Origin of the sequence: Bacillus cereus group sp. MYBK195-1, from assembly GCF_051916605.1 — a bacterium.
Taxonomy (GTDB): Bacteria; Bacillota; Bacilli; order Bacillales; family Bacillaceae_G; genus Bacillus_A; species Bacillus_A cereus.
The window spans coordinates 1433557-1451295 of sequence record NZ_JBQAGZ010000001.1; the positions used below are offsets into that span (position 1 = coordinate 1433557).

The window sequence follows — 17739 nt, forward strand, 5'->3', positions numbered from 1 at the left end:
CAGATTGATTGAAAGGTTGTACTATATGGCCTAATAATTTCGGAAAAATGTCGGTGTGGCATAAAACAATTATGGAGGTTAAAGATATGAGTACTTCAAATTTGAATGAAATAAGTAAACAAATTTTAAAAGAGGAGGAAACACTTCAATTTTCCTCTTTTACAAATGAAGATGCCTTGCAACTAGGTTTATTTATCGTTGAAACAGCAAAGCAAGAGGGGAAATTGATTGCTGTTGATATAACGAAAAATGGTGTGCAATTATTTCATTTCAAGATGACAGGGACAAATGAGGAAAATACGAAATGGATTGAGCGTAAAAAACGAGTCGTTTCCCTGCATGATCGTAGCTCGTATTATATGCAGATACAAAGTGAAATAACTGGGGTCTCCTATAATGAAAAATATCTTTTAGATACTTCAGAATACGCTGCGTTTGGTGGATGTTTTCCTATCAGAATAAAAAACGTAGGGGTTATTGGAATGATAACAGTTTCAGGATTACCACCAGAAGAAGATCACGAATTGGTAATAAGGGCAGTTAAAAATCATTTGAAGCAATAGTAAAAATAAATGTGATGGTTAAGTAAAAGCCAAGAATGAACATATTATTGTTCGTTTTTGGCTTTTTATTATTTTTTCTTATAGTCGGCTAAGAGGGTTCTTTTACAGGTAGTACTTAATTTTGCAATGTTCTTTAAATTGCATCGTTTTGTTCGAGTGAGCGAAATTGCTGTAATTGAAGATGCTCTAAATTAATGTGAAATTTGGTGATTAAAGTAGCTACATTTCATATTTGTGTAAATATGAAACAAGCAGGATACATGAATAGAGAATGGGTAAAATAGTACCGAATGATGATTAGATTTTATGAATGATGTTATAAGGCTTTTTTAGGAAAACTGAAAGAAGCAGTGTGTTTAGATTTAGAATGACTGGCAATGGGTGCTAGGAAGTTCAATGATTCAAAAATGAACTCATTTAAACGCATACTATCTTCGAGATGTATCATTTTGAAGAATATTAAAACTTAGGAGGAACGGAATTATGACAAAAGATTTCTATACTGCACTGAAAGAAAGACGTACTTACTATGGGATTAATAAAGAGGTACAAGTATCGGATGAAAAAATTAAAGAAATCGTGGAGTTTGCTGTGAAATATACTCCATCCGCTTTCAATTCTCAAACTGCACGATTAGTTGTATTATTTGGTGAAGCTCATGATAAATTATGGGATATTACCACTGAAACATTAAGAAAAGTAGTTGGAGATGGAGATTTTTCAGGAACGCAACAAAAAATGGATTCTTTTAAAGCTGGTTATGGAACAGTATTATTCTTTGAAGATGAGGCTATCGTTAAATCGCTTCAAGAAAAATTTGCTGCATATGCTGAAAACTTCCCAATTTGGTCACACCAAGCATCAGGTATGCACCAATTAGTCGTGTGGACAGGTTTAGAAGCAGAGGGATTAGGAGCATCATTACAACATTATAATCCATTAATTGACGATGAGGTAAAACAAGAATGGAATGTCCCTGCTAATTGGAAACTAATTGCACAAATGCCATTTGGTAATCCAACAGCTGCACCAGGTGAAAAAGAATTCCAACCACTTGAAGAGCGTGTGAAATTTCATAAGTAATATTCGAATGTAATAAAATGGAAATTTAATCAGTGGTGGTCTTACTGTCCGCAAATAGCAGGGGAAGCTAACTGTATTGTAAAAATAAAACTGTTTATTAATAAAAAAGCTTATTCGTTTTTTTTATTAATCGAGTATGTATGAATAAAAGATTTTAAAACACTATTTTAATCTGTAAGGGAACAAGGTGATCATTTTGATCACCTTGTTTTATTTCTTACATTTTATTTATTAAAAAACGCTAGCTTTTCATAAATGCTTGAAAAATTAGCGTTTTAATAATAGGTATCTGTAATTTGATTACTTAAAACTATATACGAAAAAGCTTTTATGTTATTCCTCAAGTTCTATCCATTCCTGTGACCATTCTTCTATTCCGCGAATAATAGCTTCTAAAGCAAATCCTTTTTGAGTTAAAGAATATTCTATACGAACTGGTGTCTCAGGAAAGACTTTACGTTCGACAATTCCTTCTAGTTCTAATTCTTTCAATCTTTCTGAAAGTAATCTTCCGCTAACAGGAAGAGAAGATTCAAGTGTACAAAAGCGCTGAGATCCAGAAAAAAGTTGGTAAATAATTAGTGCTGTCCATCGTTGACTAAAAAATTTCATTCCTTTTTCAAAGCGAGGACATAATGTAGAATCATTCATTTTCCTTCACCTCCTAAAATAAATTATATAACATCTTACTATTAGTAACAAATGTTTTTATAATTAATTACTTGACGTAAATTTATTACGAATGTATACTAACTTACATAAAGTAACTAAGTTGTTTTATGTAACTAAAACTCTTTTCTTTAAATGGCCAAAGTTGTAATGATACATATTGCATATAAGCTGAGAGAAAAAAGAATAGCATCTGTAAAAACACTTACGTTGTGTAAGTTAAACAATAAAAAATATAACAATGGAAGAGAATTTTAGAGATTCTCTATACTAGGAGGTACCTAATGGTTACAACAGATACAATTCATATGTTAGAAGATAAAATTCAATTTATACATCAAGATGGAAAGGATATTTATTTAGTAGGTCCTATCAAATTGCCAATTAATTTATATGGGGAGACTAAAGTTTTTCAATGGTATTCTTGGTTACAATGTAGTGAGGTTACAAATAGTGTAGAAGGAATTATCGAAAAACTCTCATCTATTAATTTAGCTGATATGCAGCAATCTAGTGTACTTGTATATGGTGATTTTGAGAATTCTGAAGATGCCCTAATTCGTATGCATAGTATTTGTCACACCGGTGATATCTTTGGTAGTAAACGTTGTGACTGTGGATTCCAATTAAAGCAGTCTTTACAAATGATTACAGAACATGGTTCAGGTGCTTTATTTTACTTAGCGAATCATGAAGGAAGAGGAATTGGCTTGTTTAGTAAAGCTATGACGTACCTCTTACAAGAAAATGGGTTAGATACAGTAGAAGCTAATCTGAACCTAGGTTTTGAAGATGATGTTCGAAACTATGATGATACAATTGAAGTATTAAAAGCGCTACGCTCAAAACCTGTAAAACTTATTACAAATAATCCGAAAAAATTAGAAGCGTTACAAAAAGCTGGATTAAATGTTACGAGTCGTGAACCGTTATGGGGTGATGTCTCAGAGTTTAATGAGAAATATTTGCAAACGAAGATTCAGCGTTCTGGACATTTTGAAGGGGGACACTTACATGCTTGAGCATGAATTGTATATGAAGCTAGCACTAGAAAATGCCAAGGCTATGAAGGGACAAACGACTCCAAATCCATTGGTTGGATCTGTAATTGTAAATGATAATCGAATTGTAGGGGTCGGAGCACATATGAAGGCCGGAGAACCACATGCCGAAATACATGCGATACGTATGGCTGGAGAACAGGCACGTGGTGGTACAATTTATGTAACTCTTGAACCTTGTTCTCATCATGGTAGAACAGGGCCTTGTGCTGAAGCAATTGTACAAGCAGGAATTAAGAAGGTAGTAGTTGCTACATTTGATCCAAACCCGCTTGTTTCTGGACGTGGAATTAAAATTCTACAAGATGCAGGTATTGAAGTACTTGTAGGAATGTGTGAAGAAGAATCTAAAAAAATGAATGAAGTCTTTAATAAATATATTTTGACAAAGCGCCCATTTGTAACGATTAAATCAGGAGTTACATTAGATGGGAAAATCGCTACGTCTTTATCGGATAGTAAGTGGATTACATCTACAGAAGCAAGACAAGAAGTACACCAAATACGAAACGAAAATGCGGCTATTTTAGTAGGAGCGAATACTGTTCAAAAGGATAATCCATCATTGACAACACGTATTCCAAATGGCCGAAATCCAATTCGAGTAATATTGGACTCGACGTTACGCATACCGATGGAAGCTAACGTTGTTACAGATAGAGAAGCTCCTACCTGGATATTTACAACAAGTAATCATGCAGAGGAAAAAAAGAAAGCATTAGAAAATGCAGGAGTTAAAGTATTTGTTACTAGCGGAGAAAAGCATATAAACTTACATGAAATGCTTGATGTTTTAGGACAAAAAGGAGTTTCCTCCCTGCTTATTGAAGGTGGTGGAGAAGTAAATGCTTCGTTTATTGAAAATAAACTAATGGATAAAATTATTTTATATTTCGCACCTAAAATTATTGGAGGTAGATTGGCGCCTAGTTTTGTAGAGGGGACTGGTATTACTAAAATGAAAGATGCAATTGAATTTAAGGATATATCATTTACCCAGATTGGAAAAGATTATAGATTTATTGGCTATCCAGCATATCGGAAAGATGAGAAATAAGGGGAATAAAAACTACTTATATGTTCCGATAAATGGATTGCAGAAAGGAGCGATGAAGAGTGAAGTTTGGATTTGATATCGATGATACATTAATTGATTTAAGGCAGCATGCTTTTCATTTATATAATAAGAAATTAAACAAAAAAGTAGGGGTGGATGTATTCCATTCTTTAAAAACAATTGAAATTCATGAAGCATTTGACATGACTTCGGAGGAAGGCGGTCATATGTGGAATAGTTTGCTGGATGAGATTTATTATACTTCTTGTTCACCGTTTCCATATGCTGTAGAGACATTGCAAGAATTAGAAAGACAGGGACATGAAATTTACTATATAACGGCGCGACCTAAAGAGCATGGAGAGCAAACAAAAAAATGGTTAATAGAAAAAGGATTTCCGGTACATGAAGATCGCTTTTTCTATGGAATGAAGGATGAAGAAAAAATACACTTCATACAAGAAATAAAATTAAACTATTTCTTTGATGATAAGCCGGCTGTTTTAGAAACGTTAATAGGAAAACCGATAAATGTATATGCAAAAACTACTTCTTACAATCAATATCTCAATATCCCGCGTATTACAAATTGGATGGAGTTAGGAGATATTATAAAGAAAGATATGTGAGGATTTAAATGGAAAATCAAATAGAGCCAAGAGCATATTGAGTATTACAATTTTAGAGGAAAGACATACGTATTATGTCTTTCCTTATTTTTTAATACTATCGTTTTTATTAGTGTGATGTGCTAGGAGTACTTCTAATAGAGGGGAAATAGAAAAATGAGCAATAAGAAAAATATTTTTAAGCTAGTCTTGTATGGAAGCGTAATTTATATATCATATCAGTGATGGTTTTCCCTGGTGCCACAGTATATGCGGATATTTTGGATAAGAAGTTCAAGAATTAATGAGATGTGTTCATAATCATGAATTTTTGGAAAACGAAAATTACAATGTTAGGTTATTTTGAATCAGTAGTGGACGATATGCAAAATTACATATTACAAAATAAACATCGTAATTTTGGGATTCTTGGTATAAAATACATTACTTAAACTATATATTAGAATGGAGAAAGTGAATTGGAATTATTAAGAAACAGTAAGGTTGGTACAAAACTAAACATATTAATAACTATATCAAGTATTGCATGTATAGTATTATCCCTAATAGGGTTTTGGGGATTAGAAAGAGGGAAAAGTACTTCCTCTAATATGTATGAGGATAATTTACTACCAATTGAGTGGATTGGAATTGTAGAATCTAATTTTTATCACGTTAATATGAACTTTATGGAAATAATGTTATCAAAAGATGAAAAAAGAATGAACGAATTAATAAGAGAAATGGATGGGATTCGTAAGGAAAATGATCATCTTTTAAAGCAGTTTGAGGCTAAGCTTATTTCTACTAAAGAAAAAGAATTATATAACACGTTTCATGAAACATTTAATGAATTAAGGACTCAAATGAAGAAAGCACAAGAATTAGGGAAGTCTAATAATGAGGAAGCATATGCATATTATCTAAAAGAGATTGAACCTAATATGCAAAAATCAATAAAATCAATTCGTGAATTGATTTTATATAATAGTAATAATGCAGAGCTTTTACAGAAGGAAAATAATAATAGTGCTCAAAATACAATGATAATGTTTGTTAGTATTTCGATTTTAGCAATTTTAATAATTATATTAATTGGATATGTTATTAAATTAACTATCCGAAAACCACTTGCATTACTACAAAATGATATGGAAAAAGTAGCAGCTGGAGATTTAACAACACGTACTCCTTATAAAGCAAATAATGAATTAGGGCATATTGTTCAGTCTTTTAATAGTATGTTAGATAACCTTCAACAATTAATTGCGAATGTTAAGATGACAACACAAGAGGTTATTTTTACTACGGAGGGCGTATTACAAGATACAAATCGAGCGTCTAGTATTTCAAATGAGGTTGTACAGATTGTTTTAGAAGTAAAAACAAAAATAGAAGGACAGGTAACTAGTATTCAGGAGAGCTCATCCTCAATGGAAGAAATTACAACCGGGGTGCAAACTGTAGCTGAATCTTCAGCAGTAGTCGCTGAGGTAGCAGTAACGACTACAGAACGAATAAATATCGGTAGTGAAGTGATAAATCACTCTATTCTTCAAATGAATAGTGTGCATGATGTTGTCGAGGAAACATCAAAAGTAATAAATAAACTTGTTACACGTACACAACAGATTGATACAGCTCTCGCTGCAATTACTAATATTGCCGAACAAACGAATCTTCTTGCCTTAAATGCCGCTATTGAAGCGGCACGTGCTGGAGAGAATGGGAAAGGATTTGCAGTGGTTGCCGCAGAAGTTCGAGACTTGGCTGAGCAATCTAAAGAATCTGCAAAAGAAGTTAATCATTTAATAAAATCCATTCAAAAAGATACCCAAGATACAGTTAATGTCATGCAAAAAGGACAACAAAAGGCAGTAGAAGGAAAAGAAGCTGCTTACAAAGCGAATCAAACCTTCTTGTCTATTATGAGAGATATTGATAAGATTACAGGTCAAATTCAAGAAGTATCCGCAGCGACAGAAGAGATGTCTGCTGGTACAGAAGAAGTAAATGCTTCTCTTTCGCTAGTTTCTGAAACTGCAACGGATGTGAAAAAGGAGACTCTTCAAACTGTAAATTCAATTCAATCACAGGCCGAATCAATTGAACAAATATCAATCCAATCCAACAAAATGAAAGAAAAGGTGGAAGAATTAACGGAATTGGTTTCAAAATTTAATATTACAGAACAAAAAGAATGAGTAAATTGTAAAAGATTAGGTACGGCTATCAGCCTAAAAATAATTGATTTTTTACGATTAAAAAGATTTTAGTAATTAATTCAATCACAAGTGTAATAACATGTATAAAAAACATGAAGACTTAAGAGTCTTCGTGTTTTTTTATTGAATAATGTCTGAAAAAATATTGATAATTATACGATATTTTGGAATTTATCACAAAATATTCATATATGCAAAATTACATACATTTAATGATTGATAATCACGAGTTAATGTAACTATAATAATTACACTGATAAGTAACTTATTGACGACAATTATAAGTGAAGAAGGAGGGCTTTATTGTATTTTGTATATAAAAAAATAGAGAAGGAGATATGCAAATGAAAAGGTTACTTGTTATAGGCCTAATGTATACAATGTTTTTCCTCATAGGAAATATACACTTACATGCTGATGAACGAATAAATGCAAAAAAAATTACTAGTTTAGAAGAGCCTACTTGGATATTTCAGGCGGGCATAAGTAAGGGGAAATATCATGATCGACAAGATTTAGGATTTATTTTGAAGAGAAATACAGCATTAAAGGTAAGACAAACAAATCCTAATTTTAAAGACAAATTAACATTACGTTTATTGTCTAATGACTCAAAAAATGAAAAATCCATACAAGTAGGAAATGAATGGGTTACTATCCAAGGTGATACGTCTTTAGTTCCTTTCATAGATACTCCGTATGGTGAAGAGCACGCTGTACTTGAGTACCAAGTAGGGAATGAAAGTGCTACTAAACCCCTTCCCATTTATAAACAACAAGGAAGTGTATCTCAATTTTTTAGTACATGGGATCAATTTGATGGAGAGTATGCGTTACTTCAAGGGGAGAGTTTTCAATTATTTGTACCTAAAAAAGATAAAGAGTTAGTAAGATCTTTAAAAGATTTTCAATCATTGGATGAGTTAATTGCGTATTATGAAGATATTTTTGTGATGTATGATTCAATTATTGGTTTAGATGGCTCAACGTTTGAAAATAAAAAAAGTCAAAATCGTTATTTCTTAAAAGCAGATATATCTGGTGCTGGCGGTGCCTATTATGGCACAAATTGGACAGCGAATAGTACAGATAGTACAAAGATGTGGTTAGATAAACTAAGTTGGGGAACTTTACATGAAATCGCTCATGGATACCAAGCTGGTTTTGATAATCAAGGAATATTTACAGGAGAAGTTTCTAATAATCTATTTGGTGTTCAATATCAATATAGTAAATACGGCAAAAAAGCAGATCAAGTTGGTTGGTTGTTTAATTTCGGGAAAAAGGAACAGGTAGAACGGAATTTATATAATGCTTTAATGAAAGAAAATAAAAATTATGATGATTTAGATTTACGACAAAAACTTATTCTTTTAACGATGGCGAAACAAAAAGCTGGCGATGAAGCATTTGCAAAAATGTATCAAGGTTATCGAAAACTAGCTAGCAATGCTGCTTTCAAAAAAGGTGACCATTCTTTACCAGATTTAATGAATCAGTATTATAGTGAGAATGGACAAGTTGATTTTACACCTGTTTTTGAAAGGTGGGGCTTTAAGCTTAATCACAAACAAATAGAGATGAATAGGGCGAAAGGTTTTCCGGCTGTTACTTCTTTAGCTTATATAGTGCCTGAATCACAATTAGCGAAAGCAAGAGCTATAGTTGATCCTGATATTCCGATAAACTCCAACTTCGAAATAGTTACGAATCAGCAAATTGCTCCACTTGGGCTAAAAGGGAATTTGCATATCCATTTAAATACAAATGAAATAGATACATTAAAAGGAGGAAAAATTAAATTAAAAGAAGGGAATACAGTTATTCAAGAGAAAACAATTGAAACACCAGATATCAATTTACAAGACGTACCAAATGGAGTGTATACGGTTGAAATTTCAGGTGGGAAAACGAATAGTATGTACCATTTCAGTTCGTATTATGCCTATGTAAAAGAAAAAGATAATAGTCTAAAGATTGATATTAACGAAATGAAAGTGAGTAAGTTGGTAAATGAAACGATTCAATTCCTAGGATTAGGAGATGACCAGTTTGCCGTATTAAATACAGACTTAGAGCAAAATCGAGCTATTTTTACGATTACTACTAAAACGCCTCATAGCTATTATGCAGGTGAAAAATATGCATCGATAGAGGTCTTTAATGAAAAAGGTGAAAAAATTTATACGAAGGAAATGGAAGGAACAAATGTAACAATTGTAAAAGATATCATTCCACTAAAAGAGGGATATAGAATTAAAATCTATCATGATGAAATAAAAAAACGATTAACTAGTAAAGCTACTATTATTAATCCTATGAATAAAACGAATGAATTTATAATAACAAAATGGGGATTGAAAAATACTTCTTTGCAAAATAATCCAGAAGAAAATCTTATACAAAGAATTGATGAAGAAATGGAAGCGATTATAGGTAATCAGTTTTTAAAAGAGATACCAATGCAAAAATTAGAAATGAAAAAGAATGTGTGGATGGCAATAAATATGTTATCAGAACCACAAAAAATAACGTATATGAATAAATATAAAGATAGCTTATATAATGAATAATTTTTGAGAAATGAATTGAATTGAATCTAAAAAAGTAGCAAACCAATCTATTAACCTATGTATGTAGAGGTATGTAAAAACGATTGGCCATAGTTAAAATTTTTTATCTATGCTTAAAATTCTAAAATGCATTTATTTAATTTAATAATACGATTATAAAGGAGTAAAAATATGAATAATTTCGTAAAGGTAGGTTTAACTACAGGAGTGGTGTTATCGGCGATTATGCCTTATGGAGGAGTACATGCGGAAACAGAAGATTTAAAAGTGGAAACAAAGGAAGATACGTTCCGAACAGGTAATTTAACAGCACCTTCTCAAAATTCGGCAGAAAATGTAGCAAAGGATGCACTAAAAGGAAAAACAGAACAAGCATTATCATCAAAGCAAGTTAATACGGAATCCAAAGTTAATTATAATGTTACGCAAAGTCGTAAATCTTATGATGGTACTACATTGGTACGTCTTCAACAAACGTATGAAGGACGTGATGTATACGGATATCAACTAACAGCACATATTAATGATGATGGTGTACTTACGAGCGTTTCGGGAGATAGTGCTCAAGATTTACAACAACAGGAAGATTTGAAACAACCTATTACTCTATCAGAAGAGGATGCAAAGAAACAGCTTTTCAACATCTATGGAAATGATCTCACATTTATTGAAGAACCAGAAATTAAACAAGTGGTATATGTAGATGAAAATACAAATAAAGCTACAAACGCATATCAAATTACTTTTAGTGCATCTACACCTGAATATGTATCCGGTACAGTATTAATTGATGCTTTTGGTGGTAATCTATTAAAAGAACTCGTTCAAAAATTGGGTATACAAGTAGAGAGTAGTATTGTCCAATCTGCGACATCAAATAAATCAACAGATCCTTCAAAATTAACAGGTACAGGAAAAGATGACTTAGGTATTAATCGTACGTTTGGAATTACACAAAGAAGTGATGGAACGTACATGCTTGCAGATTATTCTCGTGGTAAGGGAATTGAAACATATACTGCTAATTATAAAGATTATAATAATTATAGAAGAAATGTATGGGGTTATCTCGATGATTTAGTAACAAGTAATTCTACAAATTTTACAGATCCTAAAGCAGTTAGTGCCCATTATTTAGCAACGAAAGTATATGATTTTTATCAAGAAAAATATGGCCGTAACAGCTTTGATAATAACGGACAAAAAGTAATTTCTGTCGTTCATGGTTGGAACACAAATGGTACGAATAAAGGAAATCCTAAGCAGTGGTTTAATGCATTTAGTAATGGCGCTATGCTAGTATACGGAGATCCAATTGTTAGAGCATTTGATGTGGCAGGACATGAATTTACACACGCGGTTACAAGAAATGAGTCTGGACTTGAGTACGCAGGAGAAGCTGGTGCAATTAATGAAGCGTTATCTGATATTTTAGGAGTAGCAGTTGAAAAGTATGCCAATAACGGAAAGTTCAATTGGACAATGGGAGAACAATCAGGTCGTATTTTTAGAGATATGAAAAACCCATCATCTATCTCTTCTAGATATCCAGAGGATTATAGGCATTATAATAACTTACCTATTGATGCTGACCACGATCATGGTGGTGTACACACGAACTCTAGCATTATTAATAAAGTAGCTTACTTGATTGCTAGTGGTGGAAGCCATAATGGAGTAAACATACATGGCATTGGAGAAGATAAAATGTTTGATATTTTCTATTATGCAAATACGGATGAATTAAATATGACTTCTGATTTTAAAGAATTAAAAGAAGCTTGTATTCGTGTAGCAACGAACTTATATGGTAAAGACTCATTAGAAGTACAAGCTGTCCAACAAGCCTTTAAAGCAGCGTATATTTAATATTATTGTGATGAATTACAAACTCTTTCATTTTAATATAGTGATTAATTTGTATTTATGGACAAAAACCTTGTAGAATTTTTCTGCAAGGTTTTTTTGAATGTTATCCCGCTATTTGCTGGGCAGTAAGACCCCCACCTCAAAATTTAGCTGTTATTTTTTTACTTGTTGTAAAGGATGGAAAGCTTTTAAGGTTGTGGCACGCCTTTTAAGAAAAAGATAAGGCGAAGCGATCTCGCTGTTATTTTCCAACAACAAACATTTGTTATTTGTATTATTTAGTGAAAGTTACCAAACGTTTTTCAAAACTATTTTACCTATTGCTTTATTTGACTCCAAATATTCATGTGCTTGTGCAACTTCATCAAACGTAAAAGGTTTAGAATCTAGCAATGGACGAAGTTTTCCTTCTTCTACAATTTGCGTTATTTTCGTTAAGATTTCTCCGCAATCATTACGCTTATCTGTATGTAATATTTTTAATGCCATAAAAGTAACGTGCAGAGAGAGTCCTTTTGCGTGTAAAGGAGAGAGGTCATGGGTTGAACGAGCTGCAATAGTTACGACAGTTCCATTGACCGCAGCAGCTTCAAAAGAATGATCAAGATTCTTGCCGCCTACTGTATCAAATATAACTTCAAATCCGTTTCCGTTCGTATGTTTTTGTACATATTCTTGAACAGCTTCTTCTTTATAATTAATAGCTATATCGGCTCCTAAACGATGGGCTATTTCCATTTTGTTTTGCTGAGAAGCTGTTGTGAAAACTTTAGCGCCTGCCCATTTAGCTAGTTGAATGGCTACGTGTCCTACGCCACCAGTAGCTCCATGAATGAGAACATTTTGACCAGGTTTAATATTTGCACGATCAAATAAAGATTCCCAAGCTGTAATTGCAACTAATGGTAGAGCAGCAGCTTCTTCCATTGTTAAATTGTTAGGTTTGTGAGCAATTAATCGTGCATCAGCAAGCATAAATTCTGCAAGTGCACCTCCAGTTTCTTTAAAACCTCCGGCACATCCGTATACTTTATCCCCTGATTTGAATTTCGAAACACCTTCTCCTACTTCAATAACAATACCAGCTACATCGCCGTGTAATATAGCTGGAAACTCAGGAGCGACGGCTGAAACGGTTCCACTCCGCATTTTTGTATCGATTGGATTTACACTTGTTGCTTTTACATCGATTAGAACATGACCTGGTAAAAGTTTTGGTTTTGAAACTTCTTCTAATTGAAATACAGATGAATCCCCAAAAGAATGGATAATTTGTGCTTTCATAGTTTATACCTCCTGTTTGTGGTTATAGCATAGCAAAGTACGAAAAATAAGTATAATATTTTGAATTTTGTTAGTGAGAATTTTATATAGAGAAGGGGGAAGTACGTGAAATAATGTAACGTACTTGCGAAAGCAATTGTAAAGCTTTATGAAGAAAGGGTAGATGTTATTTTTGCAACATGATTTATTCATTATGTTTATCCCGCTATTTGCCGGGCAGTAAGACCCCCGCCTAAAAATTCAGCGGAAGCAGAAGTTAGGTGGAGGATCAACTGCCCGTAAAAGCCCGATTGGTGAAGGCTAATAATCAGTGGGGATGAACAAAACCTCCACTGATTAAAGTTTCACTTTATTCGGAGCGACAGGGGATTTAACGAAACGCAAAATTCACCCTGCTTTATACAAACTATTTAGTAATGAAAATATACCGCAGTATATTTCAATTATCGGTATTGGTAGAAAGGTAATGTCAGATGTGGAATTTCAAACAAAGGTAGAACAATCCATTGCTATATTTTCTAGAAGATCTACTGATGACGAATCAGGAGTAGAAGGATTCATTAGCACATTTCGTTATTGTCAATTAAATACAGCGAATGTAGAGGACTATCAAGATTTGTTTAGTCTTGTAAAGAGGCGTGAAACAGAATTAAACATTCCTGAAAACCGCATGTTTTACCTATCTGTTATACCAGAAGTATTTGATGTCATTGCTTTAAATATTAAGGAAAGTGGATTGTGAGCTATAAAAGGATTAAATCGTCTTATTATAGAGAAGCCTTTTGATTATAATGTAATGTCTGCTCGTGAGTTTAACGCAAAATTAATTGAAGATTTAGATGAAACTGATATTTATTATAACGATCATTATCTTTGAAAATGAATGGTAACTAGGAATACACTTAGAAAATTATTACGAAATAAATCGTATGTAATTCAAGACATTTTTATTGACGATAATAATTTATGTGATTAATATATTAGACATAAGATTATTTAATTACTAAAAGTAATCAGATATAAAATGTTTTGTTAAATTCTATAAATAAGTAAGTTGTGGTAGAAATGCTTTGAATTGCCACTATTAATATTGGGGACAATTAAAAAGCGAAAGGTATAAAAAGAATTGGAATTTGATAACTCTTTGTTTTTATAAAACATGAGCTTCTGTACAATTCATTTTTAAAATATTGACAAGGATTATACAACAAGAGGGGGACTGAAATTGGAATCAATGACCTTTGTTTTATTTGGAGCGACAGGGGACTTAGCGAAACGCAAAATTTACCCCGCACTATATAACTTATATAGAGATCAAAAGCTTCCAAAGCAAATATCCGTTATCGGGCTTGGGAGACGTCAAGTATCTCATGTAGATTTTCAAGAAAGAATAAAAGAATCAATAGAGACGTTTTCCCGTCATAGAGAAGAAGGTACTCCAGAACTGGAAGGTTTTTTAGATAATTTTCGCTATTGTCCATTAGATGTGAGTAAGCCAGAAGACTATGAGAGGTTATTACAAGTCGTTCGTGAAAGGGAAGAAGAATTACATATAAAAGGAAATAGAATGTTTTATCTTTCCGTTGCTCCTGAATTTTTCGAGACCATTGCTTTAAATATTAAGGAAAGCGGACTTGATAAAACGGATGGATGGAAACGTCTGATGATTGAGAAACCATTCGGGCACGACCTTACATCTGCTCGTGAGCTTAACGATAAGCTTAGTCGCACGTTTGAAGAAGACGAGATATACCGTATTGATCATTATTTAGGTAAACCGATGATTCAAAATCTTGAGGCATTAGAATTTGCAAATCCTGTTCTCCAATCAATTTGGAATAAAGAACATATAGCGAATGTACAAATCACAGCGAGTGAAACAGTTGGGGTTGAAGAAAGGGCAGGATATTATGACCAGGCAGGGGCCATTCGAGATATGGTTCAAAATCATATGTTACAAATATTAATGATGACTGCTATGAATCTGCCGGAAAAGGTTAATGCATGTGAAATTCGAGAGGAAAAGCGAAAGGTAATGGAAACGCTTCGTAAAGTGAAAAAAGAAGACGTTCAAAGCCATATCATTCGCGGACAATACGCTGCAGGTGAGATAAAAGGCGGGCAAGTTGTAGCATACAAAGAGGAACCAGGAGTAAATCCTTCTTCTAACATAGACACATTTATTGCTGCTCGCCTGTGGATCGATAATCCATTTTGGACTGGCGTTCCCTTCTATATACGAACAGGCAAACGAATGAAAGAAAAGTCTACTCGTATTGTAATCGAGTTTAAAAATACGTTAAAACAGCAATATCAAGATAATAATCCAAATGCAGCACCTAACTTATTAATAATTGAAATTAGCCCAGGTGAGAACGTTTCATTACAGTTAAACAGTAAAAATCCATTGAAAAATGGAGAAATTGAACCGATGCGTATTAACTTTACTTGTGAGCAAGCGGATGTGGGAGTACCTGAAGCGTATGAAAGACTCATTCATGATGCTGTGAGTGGAGACGCTACATTCTTTGCACATTGGAGAGAAGTTGAATTGTCATGGGAATGGGTACAACCAATTCTTGAAGCGTTCGAGGAAAACTTATTACCGCTTCATGAATATGAGTCTGGTTCATATGGTCCAGAAGCGTCTAATGAACTGTTACAAGAAAGTGGATTTAAATGGTGGTTAGATCAAGAGACGGAAAAATAAGTACTTTCTTTAATGAAAGCATTTAGGGGGACGATTACTATGACACAAAACATAAATCAATTAGCAGTGAATACACTTCGTACGTTATCGATTGATGCTATTAATGCGGCAAACTCAGGTCATCCAGGTCTTCCGATGGGAGCAGCACCAATGGCTTATGCATTATGGGCGAATCATTTAAATTACAATCCTAATCACCCAGAATGGTTTAACCGTGATCGTTTCGTTTTATCGGCGGGACATGGATCAAGTCTGTTATATAGCTTACTTCATTTAGCTGGATATGATGTTTCAATTGATGACTTGAAAAACTTCAGAAAGTTAAATAGTAAAACACCAGGACATCCTGAGTTTGGTCATACTCCTGGAGTTGAAGCGACTACAGGCCCGTTAGGACAAGGGATTGCTAATGCTGTCGGAATGGCAATGGCAGAAGCTCATTTAGCAGCGAAGTTCAATAAGGATGGTCACTCTATTATAGATCACAATACGTATGCTTTAGTCGGAGATGGTGACTTAATGGAGGGTGTCGCTTATGAAGCGATGTCAATGGCAGGACATATGAAACTTGGCAAGTTAATTGTACTGTATGATTCAAATGAAATTTCACTTGATGGTGAATTAGGCATTGCTTTCTCTGAAGATATTCAGAAAAGGGCAGAATCTGTACATTGGCAATATGTAAGAGTTGAAGATGGAACCGATGTTGATGCGATTACAAAAGCTATTCAATCAGCGAAAGAAAATACGGATCAACCTACTCTTATAGAAATTAGAACCATTATAGGTTATGGAAGTCCAAAAGTTGCTGGAACGAACAAAGCACATGGTAATCCGCTTGGAGTAGAAGAAGCGACAGCGACAAAACAAGTGTATGGTTGGAATTATGAGGAAGATTTCTTTGTACCTGAAGAAGTAAAAGCTCATTTTAATGAACTAAAACAAAAAGGTATTGAAAAAGACAATGACTGGAATGAGCAGTTCAACTTATACAGAGAAGCGAATCCTACACTGGCAGATGAATTAGAAAAAGCGATTACAGGTGAGGTTTTAATTGAAGCGAAAGACATTCTATCTTTTGATACTGAAAAAACGATTTCCACTCGTGTTGCAAGTGGGGAAGCTATTAATCATTATGTGAAATCGATTCCTTCTATTTTCGGTGGAAGTGCGGATCTTTCTCATTCTACGATGACAGATATAAAAGGTGAAGCAGTATATGCAGTAGAATCATATGCTGGACGAAATATATATTTCGGTGTACGTGAACATGCAATGGGCGCTGCAGCGAATGGATTGGCGCTTCATGGAGGAGTAAAACCTTTCGTAAGTACATTCTTTGTATTTAATGATTATCTTCGTCCGTCCATTCGACTGGCTGCACTGCAAAAGTTACCTGTTACTTACGTATTTACACATGATTCGATTGCTGTAGGAGAAGATGGTCCAACGCATGAACCAATTGAACAATTGGCAGCTCTTCGAGCAATTCCTGGTTTAACAGTTATCCGCCCGTCAGATGCAAATGAAACAGCAAGTGCTTGGGCGTATGCTTTACAGCAAACGGATGGTCCAGTCGTTTTAGTACTGAGTCGTCAAAATTTACCGGTGTTTAATGAAACGAAAGCGAACATAGAGAATCTCTCTAAAGGAGCTTACGTATTAACACAAACGAATGAAAATCCGGATGTGATTTTAATTGCGACAGGTTCTGAAGTATCCTTAGCTGCTAGTGCGAAAGCAAAATTAGAAGAAGATCAAGTTTCTGTTCGCATCGTTGCAATGCCGAGCTGGGAGCTATTCAATCACCAATCGAACGAATATAAAGAATCCGTTCTTCCGTCTTCTATAACGAAACGAGTATCTCTTGAGATGGGTGTATCTCTCGGTTGGGAACGTTATGTAGGACAAGAAGGAAAAGTACTATCAATTGAAACATTTGGAGCTTCAGGTACTGGAGCTGAAGTCATGAATCTATTTGGATTTACGACAGAAAATGTTGTTCAAATTACAAAAAATGTGTTGAATTCTTAAGCT

At 33.8% G+C, this 17739-nt stretch carries 12 protein-coding genes and 1 pseudogene; 11 read left to right on the plus strand and 2 right to left on the minus strand.

Translation table 11 applies throughout. The features are described 5' to 3' along the window. The first annotated feature begins 47 nt into the window (after positions 1-47). Together ACTFRY_RS07555 and ACTFRY_RS07560 are read left to right on the plus strand one after the other, a co-directional pair. Entirely contained in the window at positions 48-563 is a 516-nt protein-coding gene (locus tag ACTFRY_RS07555; RefSeq protein ID WP_002061924.1) for a heme-degrading domain-containing protein, read from the plus strand. Positions 564-1046: 483 nt separating this feature from the next. Further along, positions 1047-1646: a nitroreductase family protein gene (locus ACTFRY_RS07560; RefSeq protein ID WP_000158938.1), complete on the plus strand. Its 600-nt coding sequence runs from the start codon at positions 1047-1049 to the stop codon at positions 1644-1646. Between the two features lie 333 nt (positions 1647-1979). Here ACTFRY_RS07560 and ACTFRY_RS07565 read toward each other — a convergent pair whose 3' ends face one another. Next, the gene (locus tag ACTFRY_RS07565; protein ID WP_001000104.1) at positions 1980-2297 is read right to left on the minus strand and encodes a winged helix-turn-helix transcriptional regulator; all 318 of its coding nucleotides are present in this window, start codon (positions 2295-2297) and stop codon (positions 1980-1982) included. Between the two features lie 302 nt (positions 2298-2599). On the opposite strand from ACTFRY_RS07565, the gene ACTFRY_RS07570 reads away from it, so the two are divergent. The 6 genes from ACTFRY_RS07570 to ACTFRY_RS07595 all read left to right on the plus strand — a co-directional run bounded on the left by ACTFRY_RS07570 (position 2600) and on the right by ACTFRY_RS07595 (position 11708). After that, the gene (locus tag ACTFRY_RS07570) at positions 2600-3337 is read left to right on the plus strand and encodes a GTP cyclohydrolase II (protein WP_000258865.1); all 738 of its coding nucleotides are present in this window, start codon (positions 2600-2602) and stop codon (positions 3335-3337) included. After that, positions 3330-4433: a bifunctional diaminohydroxyphosphoribosylaminopyrimidine deaminase/5-amino-6-(5-phosphoribosylamino)uracil reductase RibD gene (ribD, locus tag ACTFRY_RS07575; protein ID WP_098617213.1), complete on the plus strand. Its 1104-nt coding sequence runs from the start codon at positions 3330-3332 to the stop codon at positions 4431-4433. Before ACTFRY_RS07570 ends, ribD begins: the two co-directional genes overlap by 8 nt. A gap of 59 nt (positions 4434-4492) precedes the next feature. Further along, positions 4493-5062: a 5' nucleotidase, NT5C type gene (locus ACTFRY_RS07580; RefSeq protein ID WP_098617214.1), complete on the plus strand. Its 570-nt coding sequence runs from the start codon at positions 4493-4495 to the stop codon at positions 5060-5062. 458 nt (positions 5063-5520) lie between these two features. Beyond that, positions 5521-7245 carry a methyl-accepting chemotaxis protein gene (locus ACTFRY_RS07585; protein ID WP_098617215.1) on the plus strand — a complete coding sequence of 575 codons (1725 nt, stop codon included), beginning with the start codon at positions 5521-5523 and terminating at the stop codon, positions 7243-7245. A gap of 365 nt (positions 7246-7610) precedes the next feature. Next, positions 7611-9839: a putative mucin/carbohydrate-binding domain-containing protein gene (locus ACTFRY_RS07590; RefSeq protein ID WP_098617216.1), complete on the plus strand. Its 2229-nt coding sequence runs from the start codon at positions 7611-7613 to the stop codon at positions 9837-9839. Positions 9840-10010: 171 nt separating this feature from the next. Further along, positions 10011-11708 carry a M4 family metallopeptidase gene (locus tag ACTFRY_RS07595; RefSeq protein ID WP_001058947.1) on the plus strand — a complete coding sequence of 566 codons (1698 nt, stop codon included), beginning with the start codon at positions 10011-10013 and terminating at the stop codon, positions 11706-11708. 288 nt (positions 11709-11996) lie between these two features. Here ACTFRY_RS07595 and ACTFRY_RS07600 read toward each other — a convergent pair whose 3' ends face one another. Continuing rightward, positions 11997-12992, minus strand: a complete 996-nt coding sequence (locus ACTFRY_RS07600) for a zinc-dependent alcohol dehydrogenase family protein (protein ID WP_061664255.1) — start codon at positions 12990-12992, stop codon at positions 11997-11999. Positions 12993-13332: 340 nt separating this feature from the next. Here ACTFRY_RS07600 and ACTFRY_RS07605 point away from each other — a divergent pair. From ACTFRY_RS07605 to tkt, 3 genes and pseudogenes are all read left to right on the plus strand, one after another. Continuing rightward, positions 13333-13869 (plus strand): annotated as a pseudogene (locus ACTFRY_RS07605) (glucose-6-phosphate dehydrogenase); the annotation flags it as partial. A 348-nt stretch (positions 13870-14217) separates the two neighbouring features. After that, positions 14218-15702 (plus strand): glucose-6-phosphate dehydrogenase, encoded by a 1485-nt coding sequence (gene zwf / locus ACTFRY_RS07610; RefSeq protein WP_087875600.1) that lies wholly within the window; start codon positions 14218-14220, stop codon positions 15700-15702. A 39-nt stretch (positions 15703-15741) separates the two neighbouring features. Beyond that, positions 15742-17736, plus strand: coding sequence for a transketolase (gene tkt, locus ACTFRY_RS07615; RefSeq protein ID WP_044795200.1), 1995 nt, complete (start codon positions 15742-15744; stop codon positions 17734-17736). Positions 17737-17739: the final 3 nt, after the last annotated feature.